This is a genomic window from Brevibacillus laterosporus (assembly GCF_030489605.1).
Classification (GTDB): domain Bacteria; phylum Bacillota; class Bacilli; order Brevibacillales; family Brevibacillaceae; genus Brevibacillus_B; species Brevibacillus_B laterosporus_E.
On record NZ_JAUKFY010000005.1, the window covers coordinates 150,483 to 176,005 of the forward strand.

Genomic DNA, 25,523 nt, shown 5'->3' on the forward strand with positions numbered 1-25,523 from the left:
AGCTTTGGGGAAAATAAACATAAGCCGAAGCAAAAAAAAACTGTAGGCGTGTAAAAAAGCCGTTCCCTCAAACATCAACGAGGAGAACGGCTTTTTTACTAGCAAAATGCCTTCGCTTATAAAAAGGCTCTTTTAAAAAAAGATGTACACCCTGTCTTTTACTTGGCGATGCTATTACTGTCAATAGCGATGTGCTCTTCAAAGGCTTTTTGTAAACGTTGAACGATCGCACCCACTTTACCATCTCCTACAGGAGTACCTTGAAGCTCAATGATTGGAGTTATTTCAGTAGTAGTACCAGTAATGAATAATTCATCAGCTAATTGAGCAAAATTCACAGAAAATGCTTCTTCTACTACCGGGATGCCCAGATTTTTGGCTAATTGAATAACAGTTTGCCGCGTAATCCCGTGCAAAATTAGGTTAGTAGCTGGATGGGTATGTATTTTGCCATCTTTCACAGCAAACAGATTTGCTGAAGTAGCTTCCGTAATGGTTCCATTCCGGTGAAGAATTGCTTCGTCCATCCCTTGCTCTGTTGCTTGCTGTTTAGCCCACGTGGCACCGAGCAGATTAAGACTTTTAATGTCACAACGCAACCAACGAATGTCATCGACAAGTCCTGCTCTTAAACCATTTTGTAATTGTTGAATCGGGCGTAATTTAGGTACAGCATACATCGTTAAAATAGGGCGGGTATTTGACGGGAATGTAAATTGCCGCTCTGACACTCCACGAGTAATTTGCATATAAAGAATTGCATCTTCAGAAAATTGCGACGAATGCTGTCTAAGGACTTTTTGAGCAATTTCGGTTAATTCTGTGCGAGTGGGAATCGTTAGGGAAAGCTCCTTTGCACTGCGTTCCAAGCGAATCATATGCTCGTCCCACTGATAGAAGCGATTGTTATAGATACGCACAACCTCATAAATTCCGTCCCCAAACTGATAGCCTCGATCCTCTGGAAAAATAGCAGGCTCATCAGGTTTATACCAAGCTCCATCTACATAATACATGAAAGTTCCTCCCAAGGGAATAGGATGATAGTAACACAATATATAGTGATAAATGTCGAAAAAAATTCTTATATAGTCAATATATTGATTTGCGGACGGGCGTATGGTATCGTTAAAACCGTCTTACATAAAGATAACAAAATGATCTGAGAGGGTCAATTTGAAATAAATTTTGGAGGGGAAAAGACCGTGGGTTTAGTAGAAAATAAGCCATTAGAAGGGTTAAGTGAAAAGATCTTTTTGGACCGCTATGCAATGAAAGATCTGGATTACAAAAATACAAAGGTTGGAGATACCGTTCTCGTATTAACCAAGGATGACCCGAAGTTTCCGCAAAAAGAAGTGGGTGAGATCGTTGCCCTTGAGGGAGATCAAGTATCGATTCTACTAAGAAACGGAGAAACTATTACCACAACGGTAGAAAAAACTACCCGTCCAATTGAAGTAACACCGGGAGCAATGTGGGATCGCTTGGCTCGCGCCATTGCTTCTGTAGAGAAGACAGAAGAAAAACAGGCAGAATGGACAAGCAAATTTCGTGAATTGCTAGATGATTGGAAATTAGTACCAGGCGGCCGCATTGCAGCAGGTGCGGGAGCAAGCGAAGAATTAACCCTGTTTAACTGCTATGTAATTCCGTCACCGCATGATTCACGAGGCGGCATCATGGAAACTCTGACACAAATGACAGAGATCATGTCACGCGGAGGCGGTGTTGGAATTAATCTATCCAGCCTCCGTCCTCGGCGCGCGTTGGTACGTGGGGTTAATGGTTCCTCAAGTGGCTCAGTATCCTGGGGCGGGTTGTTTAGCTATACCACAGGTCTAATTGAGCAGGGGGGCTCACGCCGCGGTGCTCTTATGCTCATGATGAATGATTGGCATCCAGACCTTATGGAGTTCATTACAGTAAAACAAACGATGGGTCTTGTTACAAATGCCAATCTGTCAGTTTGTATCTCCAATAGCTTCATGAAAGCTGTAAAAGAGGACTTAGATTGGGAGCTCGTGTTTCCAGATGTAAATGATCCGGATTATGATGCATTGTGGGACGGAAACATGAAAAAATGGCGCGAAGAGCTAGGTAAACCCGTCAAATTGGTTAAGACAGTCCGTGCCCGGGAGATTTGGCATACAATCATTGAATCTGCTTGGAAATCGGCTGAGCCTGGTGTTGTATTTACAGAGTATTATAATGACATGTCTAACAGCTGGTATTTTAACCCGATTATTTGTACGAATCCGTGCGGGGAGCAAGGACTTCCAGCTTGGGGCGTATGTAATTTATCCTCGTTAAATCTATCTAAATTTGTTCTGGATAATGAGATAGACTGGACTAGCCTAGGTGAAGCTGTTCGTTATTCAATCCGTTTCTTGGATAACGTAATTGATGCCACTCCTTATCATTTTGAAGAGAACAGAGAAAATCAACAGTCAGAGCGTCGGGTAGGATTAGGAACCATGGGTCTTGCCGAGATGATGATTAAATTAGGGATTCGTTACGGCAGTCCTGAGTCTTTAGATTTTTTGGACAAGCTCTATAACTTTATCGCCCGCGAAGCTTACTTGGCATCTGCTGATATTGCAAAGGAAAAAGGCAGCTTTCCTAAATTTGATGCAGAAAAATATCTCATGAGCGGTTTTATGAAACAGTTTGATGAAGAAGTACGAGAAGCAATACGTGAAAAAGGAATTCGCAATGTCACCTTATTAACACAGGCACCAACGGGGTCTACGGGAACGATGGTAGGTACATCTACAGGGATTGAGCCGTATTATGCATTCGAATACTTCCGTCAAAGTCGCCTTGGTTTTGATAAACAGTACGTACCGATCGCTCAAGAATGGATGGATGCCCATCCGGGTCAAGACCTGCCAGAGTATTTTGTTTGTGCGATGGACTTAGCGGCTGAAGATCACGTACGTGTTCAAGCTGCAATTCAAAAATGGGTGGACTCTTCCATTTCGAAGACAGCTAACGCTCCACACGATTTTACAGTAGAAGATACAAAGAATCTGTATGAGCTGGCTTTTGACTTGGGTTGCAAAGGGGTCACAATCTATCGAGACGGCAGCCGTGACGTACAGGTATTGTCCACGGAGAAAAAGGAAGAGAAGGTTGGAGCAAATAACGATCAAGCATCTGCGAAGGAACTAGAGGACTCAGATCCAAAAACAGACAAGGAAGCTTCATCTGCTGGTCAGGCTCAGGGTGTGAAGAGCGGAAGGGATGGAGCTACAGAACGTGCTTATAATAAACGCCCGAAACGTTTAAGTGGTGCTACCTATAAAATGAACACACCACTTGGAAAAGCGTATATTACAATCAACGATGTAGATCATGCTCCGTTTGAAGTGATTGTGAATGTAGGAAAAGCCGGAAGCGATGTGTTTGCAATGTCAGAGGCTTTAGGGCGTGTATCCACCTTATTCCTGCGTTTTGGAGAGTTGCCAGATGGAAACAAGGCCCGATTGTTAATTAAACATTTAAAAGGGATTGGTGGTTCAGGGGCAGTTGGTTTTGGAGCAAACCGTGTGGAATCTATCCCAGATGCTGTAGCAAAAGCCTTAGAAATGCATCTTGACGGGGAAGACGATCATCAGGCGATAGCAGCTACTAGCAGCTATTCAATCACCTCAGCTCCAGACAAGGGAGAGGCGCATCACGATGTATACGGCGATGCTGAGCACAAAGACTTCTGCCCATCGTGCGGCTCTGCGACATTATTGCATGCAGAAGGATGTAAGACATGTACAACTTGCGGATTTTCTAAGTGCTCGTAATATAATAGACAGCGGTACAGTGATTATGATCCATCAAGCATAAGATTTGCTTTCGATCAAACGGCTCTATTCGCAGCTTTTGCGGAAGAGCCGTTTTTTATTTCAAGTTATTTGCAAGAGGAGCCTTGCTTACTGGACTAGAGTCATTGAACTCTATTTAAAACCATTGCATACTTAACACAAAGGCTTCTAATGATTTACCAGAAGGGGGAGAATAAATGGCTATTGTTGAGTTGGATCAGCGTATGTTGCACGCTATTGAAGCAAGGGATATAAAGAGAGTACAAGCACTTTTGGACGAAGGCATAGATGTGAATGCTTCATCGAATAATGGTACATATTTGGATTGGGCCTGGTCGGGGTTTTAAGGATTACAGCTTTAACATTATTAAGCTACTTATTGAGTACGGCGCGAATTTACATGATGAAAAATATCCTTCCATCGTAAGCGCTGCAAGATGTGGCAGCATGAGAGATTTTCAGATGCTATTGGATCGAGGGGCCGATATAAACGCAGTCAATCATGCAGGAAGCTCTGCATATTCATTCATAAGTATGAGTCACCAGAACTTCACAATCTTGAGCAACGAAAAGAGGAATTAAAGAAGCTCGGCCTCCCGAAACAGATTACCAAGGATTTAGGAGAGACTCGGAGAAGAGTAGAGCTACCCGATTACGAATATGTAAAATACATTGAATTTTGCTCCATTCTGGATGTTACTGAGCTGGAGGTGAATGGTGTCAGGCTGATTAATCTGGTATATGAACTGGATAATTATTCAGATATATGCATGTTTGTATGGAACCCTTCACAAAAAGCAATAGGCAGTTACGATTTGGAGCATGAAAACCTCACGGTCATTCATGACGCTACCTGGAAAAAAGTTTGGAAAGACCCTGGTTATTACATAGACCGCATTTTGGAAGGGGAATACGACACAGAAGAGGTCTAGCGAACTGCGTCTAGTACCTTTACTTACATATCCGCGCTTGACTTTGCAGTATACTTCGACGTTTATCCTTTATCTTAATCTTGTTCAGTCCTTGATTGGTAAACTAAGATAAAGGTGGAGATAATGGATCATGAATGCGTTTGAGGTTGTAGTAATGCTGGTAAGCGTGTTAATTCTAGGAGTAATCATCCTCCGAAAAAGAGACCCGCGTTTAGATGCGGTTTCGTTATTGTCTCTAGTATTAGTAATCCTATGGCAGGGAATTTTTGATCGTTTCAGTTTACAGATGATCTCACATTCGTTATTACATTGGTTCTCTGCGTTGTCTTAATCCGCAGGCTGTTTCTTTATCAAAAAAGGCTCGGCCCCAATCACGACTACTGCTAGTGCTAAATCACAAGTTTACAGTTAGTCCTAATTAGATGAACAATCATATCTTAACGCAGCAGCTGGTTATGACAAATGAAATAATCTAATTTGAAATAATTATAGAAAAATCAAACAGACCAGACCCCGATACAAGGGTCTTTTTTCATATGCCTCGCTAAGATTAAGGAAAAAAGGGATGAGACCGGCTAAATTAAATCGTTCATTACTAAGCTGTGACCTTTCTAATTTCTAGCATGTCCCCCTTTCCTCTATGAAACTGATGATTTACATAGCTTACTAGTTCATTAGATTGCACCTATTGATAAAATAATCGAAATTATTTTTTATTGTAAAATATTGTAAAGGTTAATAAAATGATATATGTTAGTACTAGATGGTATTTTGTAGAAAAAAGTTTGCAGATGAAAGGAGGTTCTATGCAGCTGTCTTGTTCTAGGTGTTTTGTTTTCCCATTATGTTTTGCACGGGTGCATCATCATTCAAATCCAATTTGATGGGAGGAGAGGGAATATGAAAAAAGTGATGTTGCTCTTGGTTATTTCATTGATGACGTATGCCTGTTTGGGATTTTTGCCTGCTGTAAAGGCGGATGAATTTTCAGAAAATAAAAACAAAGAACCGATCATCCTAGTGAATGGGTTTCTAGGCTGGGGAAGAGAAGAGGTACTTGGCTTTAAGTATTGGGGTGGATTTCATGATATACAGGAAAAGCTAAAAGCAGATGGCTATCAGGTATTTACCTCGGCTGTGGGGCCTGTTTCAAGTAACTGGGATCGTGCTTGTGAGTTGTATGCTCAAATAAATGGGGGAACAGTGGATTATGGAGCGGCTCATGCCAAGGAACACGGACATGCTCGTTTTGGACGCACGTATGAAGGATTTAATGTGAATTGGGATGAGAACAATAAAGTACATTTAGTCGGTCACAGTATGGGGGGACAGACAAGCCGTACTCTGGTCCAGTTATTAAAAGAAGGTAGTCGTGAGGAGCAGGAATATAAAAATCAGCATCCTGAAGTAGAATTGTCTCCTTTGTTTGAAGGCGGGAAATCATTTGTTCGGAGTGTTACAACCCTTGCTAGTCCACATAATGGGACAACCCTGGCTGATGGAGTAGGGACGTTTATCCCATTTGCTAAGGAGCTTCTCGTTGCTACTGCCTTTTTTTTGCATAGTGCAGACTATACGGTGTATGACTTTAAACTGGATCAATGGGGGATTAAGAAAAAGAAGGGTGAATCGTTTGGTAGCTATTCAAAGCGAGTATGGAATAGTCTCCTTTGGAGTGATACCAAAGATACTTGCCAATGGGACCTTAGTACAGATGGGGCTCGGGAATTGAATAGCTGGGTAAAAACTCAACCAGATGTCTATTATTTTTCTTATAGCGCCAGCGCAACAACGCCGGGGATATTGACAGGAGTGCATATACCCATCCTTTCAATGAATAAAGCATTAATGGGAAATGCGCTGTTTATGGGATCATATTTGCGAAACGATCAAAATCGCCCGATCATTGATGAATCGTGGTGGGAAAATGATGGGGTAATTAATACAAATTCTATGATCGGTCCAGAAACAGATGAAATTGTTCCATACAGAGAGAAAGCACAAATCGGTAAATGGAACTATTTGGGCAAAAAAGCAGGCTGGGATCATCTCGATATAATTGGGTTAAGTATATCTGATTCACTTGGCTTCTCGGATATTACGAAGTTTTATAGGGACATTGCTAAGCTGGTAACAAAATTACCGGATGATGAGGTTGATTATTGAAGGCGTTTTCATTTTGGATAAATAAACGGAATAGATCATTTGCTTTTCAAGAGGATTGTTTTTTAAACATTCCTCTATTTTTATTTTCGCAGTGATCTTATGAACAATCATCAATCTAGGTCAGAGGCGTACACTTATTCTGGAAGATTCTCATATGCCAAAATCTAAATTGATAGATTAATTAACAATAAACACGCTTGACATATAGGTTATATTTGCTAAAATAAGTACTGGCCAACACATGATAATGATTATCAATATCGTGTTTTGAATGCTTTTTGCAATTTTTTATTGTACATAAAGGTGGTTATACTGATGTCAGAAGAAGGAGCGGCTCATTCTTTATCCAGAGCAGGAGATAAAGCACCGCGTTTTATGGTTGCAAGTATGATGCTCACGATTGGTGTTTTTTTGCTGGTGCTCGGATTTTTACTGTCTATTTCATATGGTGCCGCAGACGTCGGGTTCCGAGAAGTATGGGATATGATCTTTTTTTTCAACTCTGATTCACCTGCACATCTACTCATATACGAATTGCGAATGCCAAGAGCATTAAGTGGCATTTTTGTCGGCGCTTGCCTTGCGGTATCTGGATCCATAATGCAGGGAATCACTCGTAATCCATTAGCAACACCTTCCATTATGGGCCTTTCACAAGGATCGGGTCTGGCGATTGCGATCGCTATGATTCTCTTCCCAGCAATTAATTATTTTGAAATGGTTATTTATTCTTTTAGTGGAGCTGCGGTTGGGGTCATGGTTGTTTACGCTATCAGTGCGCTGTCACCGGGAGGGATGTCACCAGTTAAGCTCGTTTTGGCTGGTACAGCAGTAAGCACTCTATTTGGTGCTCTATCAACTGGACTAGCGATTTATTTTAAAATCGCTCAGGATATGAGTTTTTTTGCAGCGGGCGGTTTAACAATGGTGCGATGGGATGCAATTGGCATGATTTTGCCGGTTAGTGTCGTTTGCCTTCTATTGTCGATTATGCTGTCGCGCTATGTAACGGTTCTTAGTTTTGGCGAAGACGTAGCTATTGGACTAGGGCAACGAACCATGTTGATTAAGACATGCTGCACGATAATCGTATTGTTCATGACAGGGGCAGCAGTATCTGTCGCAGGGGGAGTTGGGTTTGTAGGATTGATTATTCCCCATATCATGCGTTCGATTGTTGGGGTTGATTATCGGTTGATCATACCTTGCTCGGCAGTTTTTGGCGGTGTACTCGTTACCTTTGCAGATATTGCAGCAAGATGGTTCAACTCACCATATGAAACACCAATCGGTACTGTTACAGCTGTAATCGGTGTACCGTTCTTCCTTTACATGGCTCGCAGGGAAGGAAGGAGTTTATGATGCAATCAATTCTATACAAACGCGCGCCTCTCATCATGGGATTGCTTGTTGCTATGATTATTACAGTAATCTTAATTAGCTTGAATTCAGGTTCAATTCCTATTTCCCCAATAGAAGTATGGGAGACGTTGTTTAATGGTGGAACACGTCAGCAAGAAACTGTACTCTTTCAATTTCGCATGCCACGTTTGGTCATTGCTTTGCTCATTGGCAGTGGGCTTGCGGTTTCCGGTGTAATTTTACAGGGTTTATCTCGAAATGCATTGGCAGACCCGGGTATCCTGGGGATTAACGCAGGAGCTGGATTAGCTGTAGTGTTGTTCATGTATTTTGCATTCGAAACAAAGGATATTAAGAATGTTTTGCCTGTTATGATGATTCCGATAGTTGCTTTAATTGGAGCCGGTGTAACCTCATTGCTTATCTTTATGCTTGCTTGGAAGCGAGGGATTACCCCAATTCGCTTAATTCTAGTAGGGATAGCAGTGTCGGCAGGAATCGGTGCGATAAATACTGTTGTGTCATTAAAGCTTGCATTTGCAAATTTCATGTATGCCACCGTTTGGCTTGCAGGTAGCCTGTGGGGAACCAGTTGGACCTTTGTTATTGCCATACTTCCATGGATTCTCATTCTTGTACCGTATGCGATATGGAAAGCTCGCTATCTGAATGTACTTAATCTAGGCGACGAATTAGCAACTGGTGTTGGAATGAGAGTAGAACGAGAGCGTGGAAAATTAATTTTTGTAAGTGCCGGACTTGCTGGAGCTTGCGTTGCGGCTGGTGGAGGCATCGGGTTTATCGGACTTGTTGCACCGCATATCGCCCGCAAACTTGTTGGACCGAAGCATCAATTTCTCATCCCTACTGCTACGCTTGTGGGGGCATTACTGCTATTGTTGGCCGATTTAGTAGCACGTAATATACTAACGCGTACAGAAGTTCCAGTTGGGATCGTAATCTCTGTTCTGGGGGCGCCCTATTTCATCTATCTTTTAATGAAAACGAAAACCTAACAAGCTACTAATGCGATATTTTTTTGAGTTATTTTGTAGTAACTCGCAGGGCACCTCTAATTGTGCTTATCGATAAAAAAGGAGATTAATCTATGAAACGCTTTATGAATGTAATGATTATTTTTGTACTATTGTTTGTTTTTGCAGGCTGCAGTCAGAAGGAATCGGCTTCAGTAGCAGGTAATCAGGAAGGAGCATCCCAACAAGCAGGGGAAACTGAGTTTAAAACGGTAAAAACCTCGCGCGGAGAAGTGAAAATTCCTGTACATCCAAAACGTGTTGTTGACCTTGCTTATGCAACCGAAGAATTATTAATTATGGGGATCAAGCCTGTGATGTCTACGTCAGGACCTGATTTGCCGGATTATCTAAAAGGAAAGCTTGACGGAGTAACGTTAGTTGAAACTAGTTCAGTTAAAGTAGAAGATGTAATGGCCTTACAACCGGATTTGATTCTTACAAGCAACCGCACTGAAAAGCTTTACGACCAGCTTTCGCAAATTGCACCAACTGTTCAGCTTGAAGGAGACTTTTACACTTGGCGTGAAAGATTCCCGGAAATGGCAAGTATTTTAGGCAAAGAAAAGGAAATGAACGAATGGCTTGCTCAATACGATGCAAAAGCAAAACAAATTGGGGATGAAATTAAAAAGCAATCGAAAGATGCAACATTTGCTCTATATGTTACAAACGCTTCCCAATATCGCATCTATGGTAAGGCGCTTTTAGGAGACGTATTATTTACTGATTTAGGCTTGCCTATGGCAGAAGGAGCTCCGAAAGAAAAGCTTGTAGAAATCGTATCGCTTGAAAACCTGTATAAGTTTGATCCAGACTATATTTTCTTAGGATTATACGGTAGCAATCTCGCTGTGGCACAGAAAAAGCTGGACGATATGCAGAAATCAGAGCTTTGGGGTAAGCTAAAAGCGGTTAAAAATGGACATGTTTATATGCTAGATAACCCTACATGGTCTCTTGGAACCTTCCCGCTTGGAAAAGAGAAAGCGATTGAAATGGTTCGTGATCTTGTTTTAAAAAAAAAGAACTAAAGAGTTTATTTCATTCAATGAAGCACGATAAAAAGTTGTGCTAGAACGTAAAGCTGCCTTTCCTTTATGGAAGGTAGCTTTTTAGATTTCATCATGAAAGAACTCGTTGTGAGAGCAACAAGAATGAAGAAAGATAGTGAATCAAAATATGATCGGTCTTATTGACCAATAGAAAAAAGCAGTAGGTTATGCCTACCGCTTTTTTCATTCTACATATTTCATTTTCCTGACATTCATTATAACGATATTCTGAAATGAATAGCATAATTGGTGTGAATTGTTATCTATGCAAGGTGAATAACCGCTAAGATGTCTTGTACAGGGCTTCTTCTTTCTCATTCAGAGGTTTTATGATACTAGCTTTTTTGGCATTAGATGAAAAACGTGGGAAATTAATCACGATTGACACGATGCCGCAAACAGCAACTAGCAGTGGATAAAAAGCAAATGGCAATAGTTCGATTGGTGAGAGCGCAGCAAATCCTGCTGCAGTTAACATTTGGGCTCCGTAAGGAATGATCCCTTGTACGCTGCACGAAAATAAATCTAGTAAACTTGCAGATTTTCTTGGATCGATTTCATATTGATCTGAAATATTTTTAGCAAGTGGACCTGCGAAAATAATAGCGATTGTATTATTAGCTGTACACATGTTTGTCAGGCTCACAAGACCAGCAATACTAAATTCTGCGCCTTTTTTTGAGCGAATATTACGCGTCAATACATGTAATAGATATTGAATCCCGCCATTATGTTGAATAATCTCAATCATTCCGCCAATGAGCATGGTGAGCAAAACAAGCTCCATCATTCCACTAATCCCTAGCGTCACATTTTTGAAGAATGTGGCAAGTGTGTAGCTTCCATCTATCATTCCGATGGCGCCTGATAAAACAGTTCCTCCCATTAGAACCACAAGAACATTCCAGCCAAGCAAGGCCGCAAGCAGCACTCCTGCATAAGGTAACACTTTAACCCAATTGAAGGTTCCAACTGTAACATTTGTATGACTTCCCAAAGTAAGCACGATTAATAGGACGCATGTCAAAATGGCGGCTGGTAATACAATTAAAAAGTTGGTTTTGAATTTATCTTTCATTTCTGTTCCTTGCGTACGTACCGCAGCAATTGTCGTATCAGAAATAAATGATAAATTATCTCCGAACATAGCTCCTCCGACAACAGTAGCCATTGTGAATGCAACAGAGATATCAGTTTGTTGGCTGATTCCTACGGCAATTGGAGCTAATGCAGCAATAGTCCCCATGGATGTCCCCATTGCTAGTGAAATAAATGATCCGATTACAAATAAACCAACAACTAGAAGACCCTGAGGCAAAACGGAAAGGGCTAGGTTTACGGTAGCTTCAACACTGCCCATTCCTTTAGCTGTTTGAGAAAACGCACCAGCTAATACAAAGATTAATAACATGATAACGATATTTGGATTGCCTGCCCCTTTAGCAAATCGTTCTACCTTTGTGGTAAAGCTATCTTTTCGGTTCATGACTAATGCAACCGTACTAGCGATCAAAATAGCAACTATGATTGGCAGCTGATAAAAATCTCCAGTAATAATTCCAGAACCAATGAACAGTGCTAAAAATATACCAAGCGGCAATAATGCCAACGCACTTCCTTTTGTCTGATTCATCAATAACACCCTCTCTATTTCGAAACTTTTTCTGAGAAAAAATGAAGAAGACCTCTTCTTGTGAGAAGAGGTCTTATATGGGATATAAGAATCACTCTTCTCATCTTTCAAGCACAAGCTTGCTGGATTTGGCACAGCACTCTGAATACGAGTCCGCTGCCGAGGCATCAAAGGGCCAGTCCCTCCGCCTCTCTTGATAAGAAGGTTTCATAATTTTATTCTCGGTTGCTTAAGCTTTTTCTACTTTACTCTTTTCAGAGAAAAATGTCAAATATTTTTTAGTGCAACTTAAATTATGCTGAGGATAGATACTACTGCCTAGCTCTATTTTTTATCATCAATAGATTCTTCAGTAATTGTTTCTCTTCAGCTTTTACTCATGATTGTAAATAGCCTAAAAACCGAATATAGAGGACTAATCCTAAGATAGAACGGTTTGTACTCGCAGGCAATCCGGTAATCCCCATTCCAGTTGATAGAACAGCAATAGGAGTACCAAATGGAAATATCGCCCATCAAGCAGTATAATAAAAAAAGATGTAATGAAAAAGGGAGTGAATTTAAGTGAAGCAGGATATCATAGAACGTTTTACAAGATATGTAAAGATTGATACACAATCCAATGCCCAGAGCCAGACAGTTCCGTCAACACCAGGGCAGCTAGAGCTGGGTAAATTGCTAGTTGAAGAACTAAAGGCGATGGGACTTTCAGAGGTTGCGATGGATGCAAATGGATATGTCATGGCGACACTCCCTGCAAATACGGATAAGCAAGTTCCAGTGATCGGCTTTTTATCCCATCTGGATACTGCCACGGATTTTACAGGCAAAAATGTTAATCCGCAGGTTCACGAAAATTTTGACGGTAAAGCCATTACGCTAAATAAAGAACTGGGCGTTGTTTTATCACCGGAATTATTTCCAGAGCTACCGTCCTACAAAGGTCACACATTGATTACGACCGATGGGACAACCTTGCTTGGAGCAGATGATAAAGCGGGTATCACTGAAATTATGACCGCAATGGATTATTTGCTAAAGCATCCGGAAATTAAACATGGGAAAATTAGGGTGGCATTCACTCCTGACGAAGAAATCAGCAGAGGGCCGGCTCATTTTGATGTGGCAGCTTTTGGTGCAAAATTTGCGTACACAATGGACGGGGGACCACTAGGCGGCTTGGAGTATGAAAGCTTTAATGCCGCAGAGCTCAAGCTTACTTTTAGGGGAGTTAGCACGCATCCTGGAACAGCCAAAAATAAAATGCTAAACGCCAGTAAGCTAGCAATGGAATTCCATGCACAACTTCCTGAGGAAGAGGCACCAGAGTACACAGAGGGCTATGAGGGCTTTTACCATCTTAGTTCAATAAACGGTGATGTCGAACAAAGTAAATCTCAATACATTATTAGAGATTTTGATAAAGATAATTTTAATGCCAAAAAAGAGAAAGTAACAAGCATCGTGAAAAAGATGCAGGAGAAATACGGCGAAGAAAATATCAGCTTTGAACTCAATGATCAATACTATAACATGCGTGACAAAATTGAACCGGTTAAGGAAGTTGTTGACATTGCCCATGAAGCGATGAAAAACCTCGATATCGAGCCGGTAATCAGCCCGATCCGAGGTGGTACGGATGGCTCTCAATTATCATATATGGGTCTGCCAACGCCAAATATTTTTACTGGTGGGGAAAATTATCACGGTAAATTCGAATATGTTTCTGTAGATAATATGGAAAAAGCTGTTCATGTTATTGTAGAGATAGCCCGGTTGTTTGAAGAAAAAGCATGATGATAGCAAGCTAAAAAGAAATCAAATCCCCTTGGAGTCAACAATGAATGAAGTTCATGCACGCATGGATTGTTTACTGTTGAGCAAGGGGATTTTGTTTATAGATACGTGCTACATAATCTTAATAATCCCATCAAAATAACGCCGAAAATGACAGTAATCGCAAGGCTTTTCGTCCGCAAAGCTAATAAGAGAGTAGGAACAATCGCAATGAGAGTTAGCCAATTTACTCCGATTGAATCACTGCTTTTATCAATGACACTCTCCACAACGAGGGCTGTGAGAATACAAATAGGTATAAAAGAAAGCCATTTAAGTACAGGGGCAGGCAATTGCAAGTTACGAACCACTAAAAATGGCAGAATACGCGGTATTACTGTTACAAATGTACAACCGAGTATGAGAAGGAGAATTGATAGATTAAGGCTCATTTATCTGTCACCACCCCAATAGTAGCTACAATGACCGTCGCTAAAATTACTGCAACGTGCGAAGGAACAAGAAAGGATAAAACCAGCATAGCTATGATCATATATACAACAAGGCTGAGAGAATGCTTGAGCTTTGAAGGCTCCATAGATTGCAATTGCAGAACAAGCAAGGCTACAAACATTGCTGTTAAAGCAAAATCCAGTCCAAATACCATTGGATTTGTAATCCATTTCCCAAGAATTGCTCCTAGCATACACGATAAGATCCAAATGATATAAGCGGTAAGATTTAGACCATTCATCCAGCGGTCGTTTATCTTCTCTCCCTTTGTAATCTTATTAATAGCAACACCGAACGATTCATCTGTCACCAGTGCGCCAATTCCGATGTTTTTTAATAAAGAATATTTGGTAAAAGAGGGAGCCAGAGTTGCGCTTAGTAAAAAGTTGCGTAGGTTTACAATAAAAGTAGTTACAATAATGGCTGAGTAGGGACTATTCGCTGCTAATAGGGCACAAATGATAAATTGAGCTGACCCGGCATATACCAAAGCCGATAACAATGTAATTTCTAAAATGCTCAAATGAGAAGAAACACCAATTACTCCAGCTGCTAGTCCAATGCTAATGTAGCCTAATAAGGTAGGGATACAATCCTTAACGCCTTGGCGGAATGTAGGGGCATTAGCTTCCTCCACTCCAGTTTCTCTTCCTATATTCATTTCCAGTGTAACCACTCCTTTGCAGTATATTGTCCCCTAACTATGGAAGGGGGGTTATGACTTTAAAAACACTAAAACAACATTTTGGTTTTGTTAAAAATTACATTTTATCAAGCATATTTAAAATTAGCAACTATTATATAAAAAAATTGTAAAACTATCCACGTTTTGTTCTTACTTTATAAATTCTTGAGATTTTCTATTTATGATGAATCGTGTTCGTAGAGCTGGAAAGGAAGGATTCATCAAGAAAATGAAAGGAATAAAAGCCGCGATTGCTTACAGCACTTTGGTTCTTGGATTGACCTTGCTTGCTAATGTTACAAAAAATTATTTGCTAATCGGGCTCATCTAATTATCACCCATGCTGATCACAATGGGGATTTTTGCACTCTCATGCACCCATGCAAGCTAGTATCCTACAGCTACTATATAACAACACTCTCCCAATAAAGAAGAGATAGCTGGAAACTATAGTTCTGCGAAAAGAACAAAGGCAGATGGTTGTTTTTTTGTATGGCTATTGCTAACGCGGTATATAGTATTTTCACCAATTCTATGGTATAAAAAGTGGTGTTAAATCCGATAGATAACGTATATACGATTGTTAGCAGATAAGCAGGTGAATTACAAATGAATGCGAGACAAATAGAGATCTTGCGTATTCTATTAACACAATCCGACCAGCATGTATTAGTACAAGAGATTGCAGAAAAGGTAGGCTGCTCGGAGAAGACTATTCGCAATGATTTTAAAAGGATACAGGACTACCTTAGAGAGCATTCAACTGCCACCTTAATCCGGAAACCGGGGTTAGGGGTTTTCCTAGAGATAGAAGAGCATGAAAAAGCGAACTTATTTCACAAATTACACATGGTGAACCATCCAATCAAATATGAATCTGATGAAAAAATGATTCTTGAAATAGCTTATCAGTTGGTTATGAATGTAAAGCCCGTAACAGTTCAGGAGCTTGCTTCCAAATATTTTGTCAACAAAGCGGTCATCAAGAAAAGTTTGGACAAAATCGAAAAGTGGCTAAACGTTTGGGGACTTACATTAATCTCTAAGCAAAAGGTAGGTCTAATGATTGAAGGGAACGAAAAAGCCAAAAGAACAGCATTAGCCCGATTATCACAATTGACCAATAATTCTCAGCTTAGTGACTCATTTATTAAGGAGCAGTTTTCATCCCATGAGGTTGAGATTGTCAAAAATGAGTTAAAACAGCTCCAAAAGCGACATTCCTTCTTTTTTACGGATGAAACGCTGGAGGGATTGATTGTACATGTTCTGCTGATGATTAGGCGAACGAAGCTTAAACAGCCTATTACTCTCTCAGAGAAAGAAAGAACCCTTCTACAAGATAAAAAAGAATATGAATGGACTGCTGAATTTCTTACATCACTAGAATCTATTTTTGCAGTAAAGTTTGCCGAGGTTGAAATCACTTACTTGGCCTTACACATTTTGGGCGGTAAAATTCGTTATCAGCAAAAGAATGAGGAACCATTGAAAATAGATGATTTTACTGAGAATAATCCTGTTCTCGCTCAGCTTTTGTCACTATTGATTGCGCGCATGTCTGAATTTAATATGATTGACTTTATGAATGACCAAGCCTTACTGGATGGCTTGAAGGTTCATTTATATACAACTTTAAATCGCCTTACTTACGGTCTTCCTGTATCGAATCCGATGCTTAGTGATATCAAGAGAATGTATCCGTATATGTTTGATATGGTGCTTTGTGTATTAGAAGAGGTCTACCAATCGCTCTCTCTTTCTATCCCTGAGGAGGAAGCAGCTTATCTTGTGTTACATTTTCAAGCATCCATTGAACGATTTCATAGTAATCGGGAAAAAACAAAGAATGTTGTCATTGTTTGTCATATGGGGATTGGGATGTCTCAACTGTTGCGAACAAAGCTCGAACGGAAATTTATTTCCATTCATATTGTAGCGTGTTTAGCTAAGGCTGATGTAAAAGAATATCTTGCCAATCATGACGTAGACTTTGTTATATCTACAGTTTCACTGCCTGAAGTAAACATCCCATATATTGTTATTTCTCCGTTATTAGAGGCTGCGGAAGAAAAAAGACTAGAGAATTTTATTACACAACTGAATGAACCTTTGCAACAGACACCCAAAGAATCTGTGCTTTTGAAGTTTACCACTCCTTTTTTAGTTTTTTTACATCAGGATGCTGAGCATCGCTATGAGTTGATTGAAATGCTTGCAACTGTTTTACATGAAAAGGGATTTGTGGAGAAGGAATATACGCATAATGCTATTACCCGGGAAAGAATGTCATCGACTAATATTGGTTCAGGTGTAGCTATTCCACATGGTAATCCCAAATTGATTAGACATTCAGCTATTGCAATTGCTACATTGAAGGAACCAATTGAGTGGGGATCAGAAAAGGTATCACTCGTATTCATGCTGGCAGTAAAGAATGACGACCAAGAGGATACACGGCAGCTATTCCGGGAATTATCGTTTATCAGTGAACAGCCGGCTTTTATTCAAACGCTTATAAAGGAAACAGATAACATGCAATTTCTATCTCATTTTCATCACAGCAAATAAATCCTCTCATTTTGCTTTGCCTACTCCAAGGAAAATAAAATCCGTTTTTCCGGAAACTACGGAAAAAAACTAAACTTTTGTCTGATCGATTTCGCAGTATAGTATATGTAAGCGATTTCGAAATAGATAAAGGGGGATTAGTGATGAGACTCTTAGCGATTACTTCATGTCCTAATGGAATTGCCCATACGTATATGGCGGCAGAAAATCTCCAAAAAGCTGCTGATAAATTAGGTGTTCAAATGAAAGTTGAAACACAGGGCTCGATTGGAGTAGAAAATAAATTTACAGAACAGGAAATACGTGAAGCGGATGGTATCATTATTGCTGCTGATAAAACGGTCGACAAGGATCGCTTCATTGGGAAGAAGGTATTACTTGTTGGGGTTCAGGATGGTATACGTAAACCCGAAGAGCTAATCCATTTAGTATCAAGTGGAGAGGTACCTGTCTATCAGGGTCAAGCCAACGCGGTAGAGAACAAGACTAATGAGAAAGCTGATAAGCAAAACTCATTTTATCGTCATTTGATGAGCGGCGTATCGTACATGGTTCCATTCATTGTTATCGGCGGATTATTAATCGCCATTGCTTTGACACTTGGTGGAGAAAAAACACCTAGTGGTTTGGTTATTCCAGATGCTTCATTCTGGAAGACAATCGAAAAGCTTGGCGCAGCCTCCTTCACCTTCATGGTTCCTATTCTTGCTGGTTTTATTGCCTTTAGTATTGCCGATCGACCAGGTCTTGCTCCTGGTATGATTGGTGGATTAATTGCCGCGAATGGGAGCTTCTATGGAAGTGAAGCCGGAGCCGGCTTTATTGGTGGTATTATTGCAGGTTTCTTAGCAGGTTATGTAGCGTTAGGGATTAAAAGTATGAAAGTTCCCAAAGCTATTCAGCCTATTATGCCGATCATTATCATTCCGGTATTTGCTTCTCTGATTGTAGGTCTGGTGTTTGTGTATGTGATTGGATCGCCTATCGCACAGGTATTTGAAGCTTTAACAGCGTGGTTATCAGGTATGCAAGGCACAAGCTCTATTCTCTTAGCCATTATACTAGGTGCTATGATTTCCTTTGATATGGGTGGGCCTGTTAATAAAGTTGCTTTCTTGTTTGGTTCTGCCATGATTGCAGAGGGAAACTATGATATCATGGGAGCGGTTGCGGTAGCGATCTGTATCCCTCCGATTGGCATGGGGCTAGCTACTTTTATCAATAAGAAAAAATATCAGGATGCAGAACGAGAAGCAGGGAAAGCGACATTTACAATGGGGTTATTTGGGATTACAGAAGGAGCTATTCCGTTCGCAGCTCAGGACCCATTCCGCGTTATTCCAAGTATCATGATCGGTTCCATCGTAGGTTCGGTTATTGCCATGGTGGGACATGTTGGAGATAAAGTAGCACATGGTGGACCAATTGTTGCAGTACTTGGTGCTGTTGATAATGTATTGATGTTCTTCGTCGCAGTTATTGTAGGTGCGATTGTAACAGCAGTATTGGTCAATATCTTAAAAAAAGATATACAAAAAGGAAAAACTCCTGCTACACAAGCAGTAGCAGACTCAACAGCCAAGCAAAGCCTTCCCAAGGAAGAAAGAAAAGCAGAGCCTGTTGAAATTAAAAAATTAACTGATATTACTAGCTTAGAATTAATAGATGTAGATGTAGCAGGTGCAACGCGCGATGAGGTCATTGATGAAATGATCCACAAGTTAAATCGTGCAGGAGCAATCCGTTCTGCTTCCGAGTTCAAGCAGGCGATACTAAGCCGTGAACAAGAAAGCTCCACAGGAATTGGTATGAACATTGCTATTCCTCATGGAAAATCAGAGACCGTCCAAAAAACAAGCGTGGTGTTTGGGCTTAAACGTGACGGAGTAAATTGGAACAGTCTTGATGGGTCTGATGCAAAGCTGATTTTTATGATCGCAGTTCCAAAAGAGAGTGAAGGAAATGAACACTTGAAAATTCTTCAAATGCTATCTCGAAAGCTCATGGACGAAGGCTTTAGAGAACAGCTATTGTCAATTAAAACAAAGGAAGAGGCCTATCAGCTATTGGGGTCTATTGAATAATAAGCTATTCTAGCATCCGGGGATAACTCATATAAATACAAGCTTCAATTAAGGCCTTCTCTCCTTATCTAAGGGGAGAGGGCCTTGCCTTTTCTTTTCCATCCTAAACGTAGAAAAGAAGTCAGATTGAGCAGTTCTATTCTTTTTTATTCGATAAATTTTATCAGGAAGGACGATTAGAACCACAGCGTAAGGGACATGCTGGTTGGCTTGTACATTGTTATATTGCTGACTATGAAACATGCCGGGACAGTTGAACCTCAATACAATAGAGGGTGGTGCTTACGTGTTGTTCCATTTTCCAATCAGCTCGGGAAATGAATGAAGCTATGTGTAAAATGGGTAAGGCTTTAGAACATAATTCTTCCTTATGAAAATCGGGGATAAATAAAGAAATCCATTTGTTATAAATTTACAAGTATGCTTATGCCAAAAGATTGTCAAAATAATTATATCCTATATGGTGGAGGCTTGTATGAGCATTCAATTATCTGATCAGACTGTTTCTGCTGAGGCAGTATTGAAATCCCGTAATAATAAATCCCTCATGACAATCGATACTCCGATTACCGCAGAAAATATAGATCAAATTAGACCTACACCCGAGACAATTTCAGAGGCCAAAAAGTTGTTTGAAGCAGAAGGATTTGCGGTTGTATCATCTGGGATTACCTTAACAGTGCACGGTACAAGAGACCAGTTTGCTAGGTTGCTTGGTGAAGGCTGGGAAAAGGGCTCACCAATGATACCAAAGCACATGGAGCAGCTTGTGGAAAGCATTGTATTTCCAGAGAAAAAACCGATTTATTTTCCATGAACTTCATTAGGAGGGAAGTAAGCTATGTCAGAGCATCTTACGAACAATCAAACGACCTCAGCCCTACCGCCCATTATCTTTGCTGAGGCTTCTGTACATTCTATTGAAGGAGAGTCGATTTTCGATTCATCAGAACCAATCACTCACGAAAACGTATCTCGTTATTTAAACAAGCCAGAATTAATTGACAAGGCAATCGAGAAGCTAAAAAATGCCGGATTTGAAGTTTTACATATTGGAGCTGCAACTATAAATATAGCAGCCTCGCCTGAGACATATGAGAAGGTATTTCATACAAAGATTGTTCCGGAAGAACGTGAAGTACTGAAATTTGGAAAAAAGAGTACGGCAACGATATTAGATGATCCAACAACAAAATTATCTGGTCTGATTGATACTTCAAATAGCGATTTAGCTGATGTATTGGAAGGGGTGGCTATAAATGAACCTGTCTATTATTTTTCATTAGGCGATAGTTCAATAGCTACATTGGAACACGCTACCCCTTTTGAAAGTACGCCTTCTGCAATGCCGCCAAGCGTGGAAGGGTTTTATCTGAATGTCCCAGATGATGTTGCACGATTACTAAAAGCCGATCGTGTTCAAGCTACCGGTATTACAGGCCGTGGTGTTCATGTTGTCATGGTAGACAGCGGGTGGTTTCGACACCCTTACTTTGTTCAAAGAGGATATCAAGCAAATCAAGTTGTGCTAGCCCCTGGTGCTCAAAATCCAGCTCATGATGAGAGCGGTCATGGAACAGGTGAATCAGCCAATATTTTTGCAGTCGCACCAGATGTGAATTTTACCATGGTCAAACAGGGGGGATTTTCCTTTACTTCTGCAGTTGTTAATGCTACAGGAGATTTCAATAAAGCACTGGAGTTGAGACCAGACATCATTTCATGTAGCTGGGGCTTCGATATACGGGAACACCGGCCTTTGTCAGCAGCAGAGAGAACGCTCTCAGCCGCAATTGCCAATGCTGTTTCTCAAGGTGTTACGGTAGTCTTTTCTGCTGGAAATGGACATTTTGGATTCCCGGGACAGCATCCAGATGTAATTTCTGCAGGGGGAGTTTTTGTGAACAGTGATGGGAGCATGAGAGCATCAGACTATGCAAGTGGATTTGAAAGTCCTCTTTTTCCAGGAAGAAAGGTTCCTGATGTATGCGGCTTAGTAGGAATGCAGCCTCGGGCTCAGTATATTATGCTTCCAGTTGAGCCTGAAGACGAGCTGGATGTTGAAGAAGCACGTATTGATCCAAGATCTGGTGGCACATTAGTCGATGGTACACAACCTCAAGACGGCTGGGCGAGATTCAGCGGAACATCTGCTGCAGCACCACAGTTAGCGGGGATTTGCGCCTTATTAAAACAGGCAAATCCGTCTCTTACGCCACAAAGGATGAAAGAAACCTTGATGAATACAGCGATCGATATTACAGAGGGACATAACGCACAGCATCAGCCTGCACGTCCTGGAAAAGATGTAGCTACAGGAAGTGGATTGGCGAATGCCGAAAAAGCAGTTCAAATGGTAAGAAATGTACATTAGGAGTAAATGAAGGAAAAGAGGCTATCTCTGAGTGCGATCGGATAGCCTCTTTCCTGTTGTTATTTTACTCTATCTCCTATACTGTCTGCGCATAGATAACACAATTCCAATAAATAGCATATTAGAAAGGAGCGAACTGCCACCATAAGATAAGAATGGCAGGGCTATTCCTTTTACTGGCATTAATCCAATGGTCATTCCAATGTTTTGAAAGGTTTGAAAGGTGAGAACCGCTACAATTCCGGAGCATACGCAGGCACAAAATATATCATTTGATTCATTCCCGATTTTTATCACACGATACATAAGAATAAAGAAGAGTGAAACAATCAGCACCGCAATGATATACCCGCCTTCTTCTCCAATTGTTGCAAAAATAAAATCAGAATGTTTTTCAGGAATATAAACGTTTCCTTGTCCAATCCCTTTTCCTTCCAGTCCTCCAGAGCCAATTGCTAACAGGCTCTGCATGGATTGATAGCCTTCATCTTTAAAGGTAGAGGGATCGAGCCATCCTAAAATCCTCTGTTGTCTGTGGCCACTAAAGAGTGAAAGGACATAGGTTCTGAACACATCAGGGAATTCAAAATACAAATACAGCAAAAAGGATACCAGAAAGGCGGGAATTAATGAGAGTGTTAGGATTAATTTCGTTTGCAGCTGGGAAAGGAACATAATTGCTATTATGGAAACCAAATATAGAATAACCATTCCAGTATCTGGCTGGGTATACACTAAAATAGAGGGAAGCAGGGTAATACCTAGTAATTTGGCAATTAATAACAGATCGCTTCCAATGGTTTTCAGAATATGCTTTTTTTGATGCTCCATTACCAGATAACTAGCTAAAAGGATAATAGCAACCTTTAAGAACTCTGATGGTTGAATGGAACCTATTCCAGGCAAGGAAAACCATCGCTTTGCCCCATTAAGTACAGGTGCAATTTTTTCCGGAGAAAATTTAAGAATGATAATACAAAGCAGACAAAAAACATAAAAAACCCAAGACAATTTCTTAATCTGTTCCATATCTAAAATAGAAACATAGAGCATGAGAGCAAAACCAATGACATAGTATATGGTTTGTTTTCCGACGAAGTTTGTCTGTCCGTATTGACCCGTTTGCTGACTACTATAAATAAAGAGAAGACTAGTAGTGAGAAAAATAGCTAGGATCAACATGATGAGCCAGTCTAGTTTTTTCAGATGTTTGAAAATCATGTTCATGTAAAAGTCCTCTGGTTTCAAATAAGTATGAGCCTTGAATGAATCTGCAATGATCATTTAGGCTCATATTATATTACGAATCACGTAGGCGTGAGGTAACAGCTTCTGAAAAACATTCTTGTTATCAACGTCTTGTCATCCCACGAGGATAGAGGCATACCGCAGGTACCATTATGAATTTTATCAAAAAAAGCACTTGCAAAGGGGAGCTTCGCAAGTGCCTTTTTCTTATTTAAAAATAACGACGCTAGAGGATGCTTCATCCCAAGACATGTTAAAACGTAAATTGTCTGTAATTGTACGTATTGGCAGCATTGGGATATTGTTTTTCAATTGAACAGCATCTGTCATGGTGTAATTTTTACCATTGATAGAAACAATCTTTGATCCAACTTTAAATACCATGGTTGTGTTGCCGCTTTTAACAGTAGCACCTGTTTTTGTGTAGGATGTGCTTACTTTCAGCCCGTCACGAATAAAAGTAGCTGGTACCATTGTGTTTCCATTCACAGTTTGCGGTGCTGCAGTTAATGGGAAGGTTTTCCCTTGGGATTTATAGGAAGCTGTACCAACTTTGAAGCTAATCCCGTTTTGGGCACCTACCATCACTTGACGAATGAACAGTGGATTTCTTTCCTCTGATGTATAAACCCCAATATTGTAAACATTGGATGCTGCCGGTGTTTGAAGTTTAGCATTTTCATTGATGGTTACACTTACTGCTTGACCTGCTGGAATAGCAAGCGATGGATAGATAACCAGATTCTGACCACGAGTGCCTACATAGCTAGGATACGCACCATTTACTGTCACTGTATTGGTTGGGATCGTAGTAGGTACACGGAAAGAAGTTGGCATCGCTACTTCAATAAAATCATTTGTATTGAGTCCAACTCCCAGCGCTTTAATTCCAACTGTCATACCTGAAATCGCATTTGGATTCGGCTTACTCAATTTTACCGTAGCAGTGCTGTTATTCACTGGCACTGGGGTTGGAGTAGGATTAGTCGGATTAGTTGGATATGTTGGATTCGTAGGTGTTACGGAAGTACCTGAAACAGTAAAAGATTTTGAACGATAGGTAACATCATTATGCTTTACAGCCAATTCATAGCTGCCTGACGTTGTTGGGTTCTTAATAAAGGCTTCCATTTTAAAATCGATCCGTATTTTATCAGTGCTAGAGAAATTACTCGGTGTTCTTAGAGAAATCGTGCGTCCAGAAACATTTGCAGAGCTAACCTGTGTACCATTAATTGTTGCCGATGCAGCAGACATGTAACCAGGTAGCATATCTTGGGACGGGAATTCGATATAAATATCGTTACCGTATCGTAGGTCTTCTTTTAATCTTAATTCCATGGATACAGTTGTACGTGCGCCAACCGAGCTGTCTGACAGGGAAACACTATAGTCGCTGTTAACGGAAGAAGAGCCCTTCTTTACATCAAATTCTTTTGATGTATAGGTCGTGTTTTTATACTCAACTTCAATTTTATAGGAAGAGCTGGAGGATGGAGTTTTAAAGCCAGCCCCTTTTTTGAATGAAATCTCAAGTTTTTTCTCATCATTGTCCTTGGAGCTCGGTTTAATTTTTACCGTTTTGCCAGAGACGCTGACCTCTTTCGGAGTGTGACCGTTAATTTCTACATCGTCTGTGCTAAGTCTGCTTGGAACCATGCTAGATTCAGGGAAAATAACCTCAATATATTTTGAATCGTCCAATTTGTCTTCTAAAGTAAATTTAGATAGCTCAATAGAGGTCTTTTCATCTGAGTAGCTACTGCCTAAAGACACAGAGAAGGCATTTTTTTCACTGCCGCTTTTACTGGAAGAGCCTTTTGTGATCTCGATTTTTTCATCATCTTCACTGTCGCCATCATCGACGGAGATTTTGTAATCGTCAGCCTTATCAGGGTTGATGACATCTTTTATGGTAATTTTGACTTTTTTTCCTTTAGAGATGGCTTCATCCAGTTCAAATGTTATTCTACCGTTTTTAATTTTAACTTCATCTGCATCATCACCATTTACTTGAACAGAATCTTTATCAACTTTGTCCAAGTCAAATTTGGAATCAAAATCTACCGTGATTTTACTACCTTTAGATAGTTTTTTATCTGGTTTAAACTCTATCGTATAAGTAGTTTTCTCACCTGCTTTGGTGCTCTTGGCGTCGATACTTAAATCAGATACAGCATAAGCACCTTGTGGCACAGAGAGTAGGGGTGTGATTGCCAGAGTTGTGGCTAGCAGTAAGAATGCGCTTTTTTTCATTTGTTTCCTCATT

General features: G+C 40.4%; 19 protein-coding genes and 1 riboswitch. Of the genes, 13 read left to right on the forward strand and 6 right to left on the reverse strand.

Going from position 1 to position 25,523, the window contains the following annotated elements; genetic code table 11:
* Positions 1-158: 158 nt before the first annotated feature.
* Positions 159-1,016: a D-amino-acid transaminase gene (dat, locus tag QZ995_RS07910; protein ID WP_301805218.1), complete on the reverse strand. Its 858-nt coding sequence runs from the start codon at positions 1,014-1,016 to the stop codon at positions 159-161.
* A 189-nt stretch (positions 1,017-1,205) separates the two neighbouring features.
* On the opposite strand from dat, the gene QZ995_RS07915 reads away from it, so the two are divergent.
* The 8 genes from QZ995_RS07915 (at position 1,206) to QZ995_RS07950 (ending at position 10,349) form a co-directional block, all read left to right on the forward strand.
* Positions 1,206-3,800 carry an adenosylcobalamin-dependent ribonucleoside-diphosphate reductase gene (locus QZ995_RS07915; RefSeq protein WP_301805220.1) on the forward strand — a complete coding sequence of 865 codons (2,595 nt, stop codon included), beginning with the start codon at positions 1,206-1,208 and terminating at the stop codon, positions 3,798-3,800.
* A 218-nt stretch (positions 3,801-4,018) separates the two neighbouring features.
* Positions 4,019-4,168, forward strand: a complete 150-nt coding sequence (locus QZ995_RS07920; RefSeq protein ID WP_301805222.1) for a hypothetical protein — start codon at positions 4,019-4,021, stop codon at positions 4,166-4,168.
* Positions 4,169-4,258: 90 nt separating this feature from the next.
* Positions 4,259-4,753: a hypothetical protein gene (locus tag QZ995_RS07925; protein ID WP_301805223.1), complete on the forward strand. Its 495-nt coding sequence runs from the start codon at positions 4,259-4,261 to the stop codon at positions 4,751-4,753.
* A gap of 130 nt (positions 4,754-4,883) precedes the next feature.
* Positions 4,884-5,084, forward strand: coding sequence for a hypothetical protein (locus QZ995_RS07930; RefSeq protein ID WP_301805225.1), 201 nt, complete (start codon positions 4,884-4,886; stop codon positions 5,082-5,084).
* Positions 5,085-5,653: 569 nt separating this feature from the next.
* Positions 5,654-6,919, forward strand: coding sequence for a lipase family alpha/beta hydrolase (locus QZ995_RS07935; RefSeq protein ID WP_437124723.1), 1,266 nt, complete (start codon positions 5,654-5,656; stop codon positions 6,917-6,919).
* Between the two features lie 315 nt (positions 6,920-7,234).
* Complete coding sequence (locus tag QZ995_RS07940) at positions 7,235-8,281, forward strand: FecCD family ABC transporter permease (protein ID WP_301805228.1); 1,047 nt, start codon at positions 7,235-7,237, stop codon at positions 8,279-8,281.
* A complete protein-coding gene (locus tag QZ995_RS07945) occupies positions 8,278-9,297 on the forward strand; it encodes a FecCD family ABC transporter permease (RefSeq protein ID WP_301805231.1) in 1,020 nt (339 codons plus the stop codon). The genes QZ995_RS07940 and QZ995_RS07945 overlap by 4 nt, the downstream gene beginning before the upstream one ends.
* A 92-nt stretch (positions 9,298-9,389) precedes the next feature.
* A complete protein-coding gene (locus tag QZ995_RS07950; protein ID WP_301805233.1) occupies positions 9,390-10,349 on the forward strand; it encodes an ABC transporter substrate-binding protein in 960 nt (319 codons plus the stop codon).
* 304 nt (positions 10,350-10,653) lie between these two features.
* Here the strand turns inward: QZ995_RS07950 and QZ995_RS07955 are convergent, their stop codons facing one another.
* Complete coding sequence (locus QZ995_RS07955) at positions 10,654-12,003, reverse strand: Na+/H+ antiporter NhaC family protein (protein WP_301805236.1); 1,350 nt, start codon at positions 12,001-12,003, stop codon at positions 10,654-10,656.
* A 97-nt stretch (positions 12,004-12,100) separates the two neighbouring features.
* A riboswitch (SAM riboswitch) is annotated at positions 12,101-12,206 on the reverse strand.
* A 361-nt stretch (positions 12,207-12,567) separates the two neighbouring features.
* Between QZ995_RS07955 and pepT the strand changes: the two genes are divergently transcribed.
* Positions 12,568-13,800, forward strand: coding sequence for a peptidase T (gene pepT, locus QZ995_RS07960; RefSeq protein WP_301805239.1), 1,233 nt, complete (start codon positions 12,568-12,570; stop codon positions 13,798-13,800).
* 98 nt (positions 13,801-13,898) lie between these two features.
* Here pepT and QZ995_RS07965 read toward each other — a convergent pair whose 3' ends face one another.
* Positions 13,899-14,231 carry an AzlD domain-containing protein gene (locus QZ995_RS07965; RefSeq protein ID WP_003337960.1) on the reverse strand — a complete coding sequence of 111 codons (333 nt, stop codon included), beginning with the start codon at positions 14,229-14,231 and terminating at the stop codon, positions 13,899-13,901.
* Positions 14,228-14,953, reverse strand: coding sequence for an AzlC family ABC transporter permease (locus QZ995_RS07970; protein ID WP_301805242.1), 726 nt, complete (start codon positions 14,951-14,953; stop codon positions 14,228-14,230). The genes QZ995_RS07965 and QZ995_RS07970 overlap by 4 nt, the downstream gene beginning before the upstream one ends.
* 633 nt (positions 14,954-15,586) lie before the next feature.
* Between QZ995_RS07970 and QZ995_RS07975 the strand changes: the two genes are divergently transcribed.
* The 4 genes from QZ995_RS07975 to QZ995_RS07990 all read left to right on the forward strand — a co-directional run bounded on the left by QZ995_RS07975 (position 15,587) and on the right by QZ995_RS07990 (position 22,006).
* Positions 15,587-17,548 (forward strand): BglG family transcription antiterminator, encoded by a 1,962-nt coding sequence (locus QZ995_RS07975; protein WP_301805245.1) that lies wholly within the window; start codon positions 15,587-15,589, stop codon positions 17,546-17,548.
* A 143-nt stretch (positions 17,549-17,691) separates the two neighbouring features.
* The gene (locus QZ995_RS07980; protein ID WP_301805247.1) at positions 17,692-19,632 is read left to right on the forward strand and encodes a PTS fructose transporter subunit IIABC; all 1,941 of its coding nucleotides are present in this window, start codon (positions 17,692-17,694) and stop codon (positions 19,630-19,632) included.
* A gap of 475 nt (positions 19,633-20,107) precedes the next feature.
* Positions 20,108-20,449 carry a hypothetical protein gene (locus QZ995_RS07985; RefSeq protein WP_301805250.1) on the forward strand — a complete coding sequence of 114 codons (342 nt, stop codon included), beginning with the start codon at positions 20,108-20,110 and terminating at the stop codon, positions 20,447-20,449.
* A gap of 24 nt (positions 20,450-20,473) precedes the next feature.
* Complete coding sequence (locus QZ995_RS07990; RefSeq protein WP_301805253.1) at positions 20,474-22,006, forward strand: S8 family serine peptidase; 1,533 nt, start codon at positions 20,474-20,476, stop codon at positions 22,004-22,006.
* Positions 22,007-22,075: 69 nt separating this feature from the next.
* On the opposite strand, the gene QZ995_RS07995 is transcribed toward QZ995_RS07990, so the two are convergent.
* Together QZ995_RS07995 and QZ995_RS08000 are read right to left on the reverse strand one after the other, a co-directional pair.
* Entirely contained in the window at positions 22,076-23,233 is a 1,158-nt protein-coding gene (locus tag QZ995_RS07995) for an FtsW/RodA/SpoVE family cell cycle protein (RefSeq protein WP_301805256.1), read from the reverse strand.
* 228 nt (positions 23,234-23,461) lie between these two features.
* On the reverse strand, positions 23,462-25,522 hold the full coding sequence (locus QZ995_RS08000) for a stalk domain-containing protein (RefSeq protein WP_301805259.1): 2,061 nt from the start codon (positions 25,520-25,522) through the stop codon (positions 23,462-23,464).
* Between the last annotated feature and the right edge of the window lies 1 nt (position 25,523).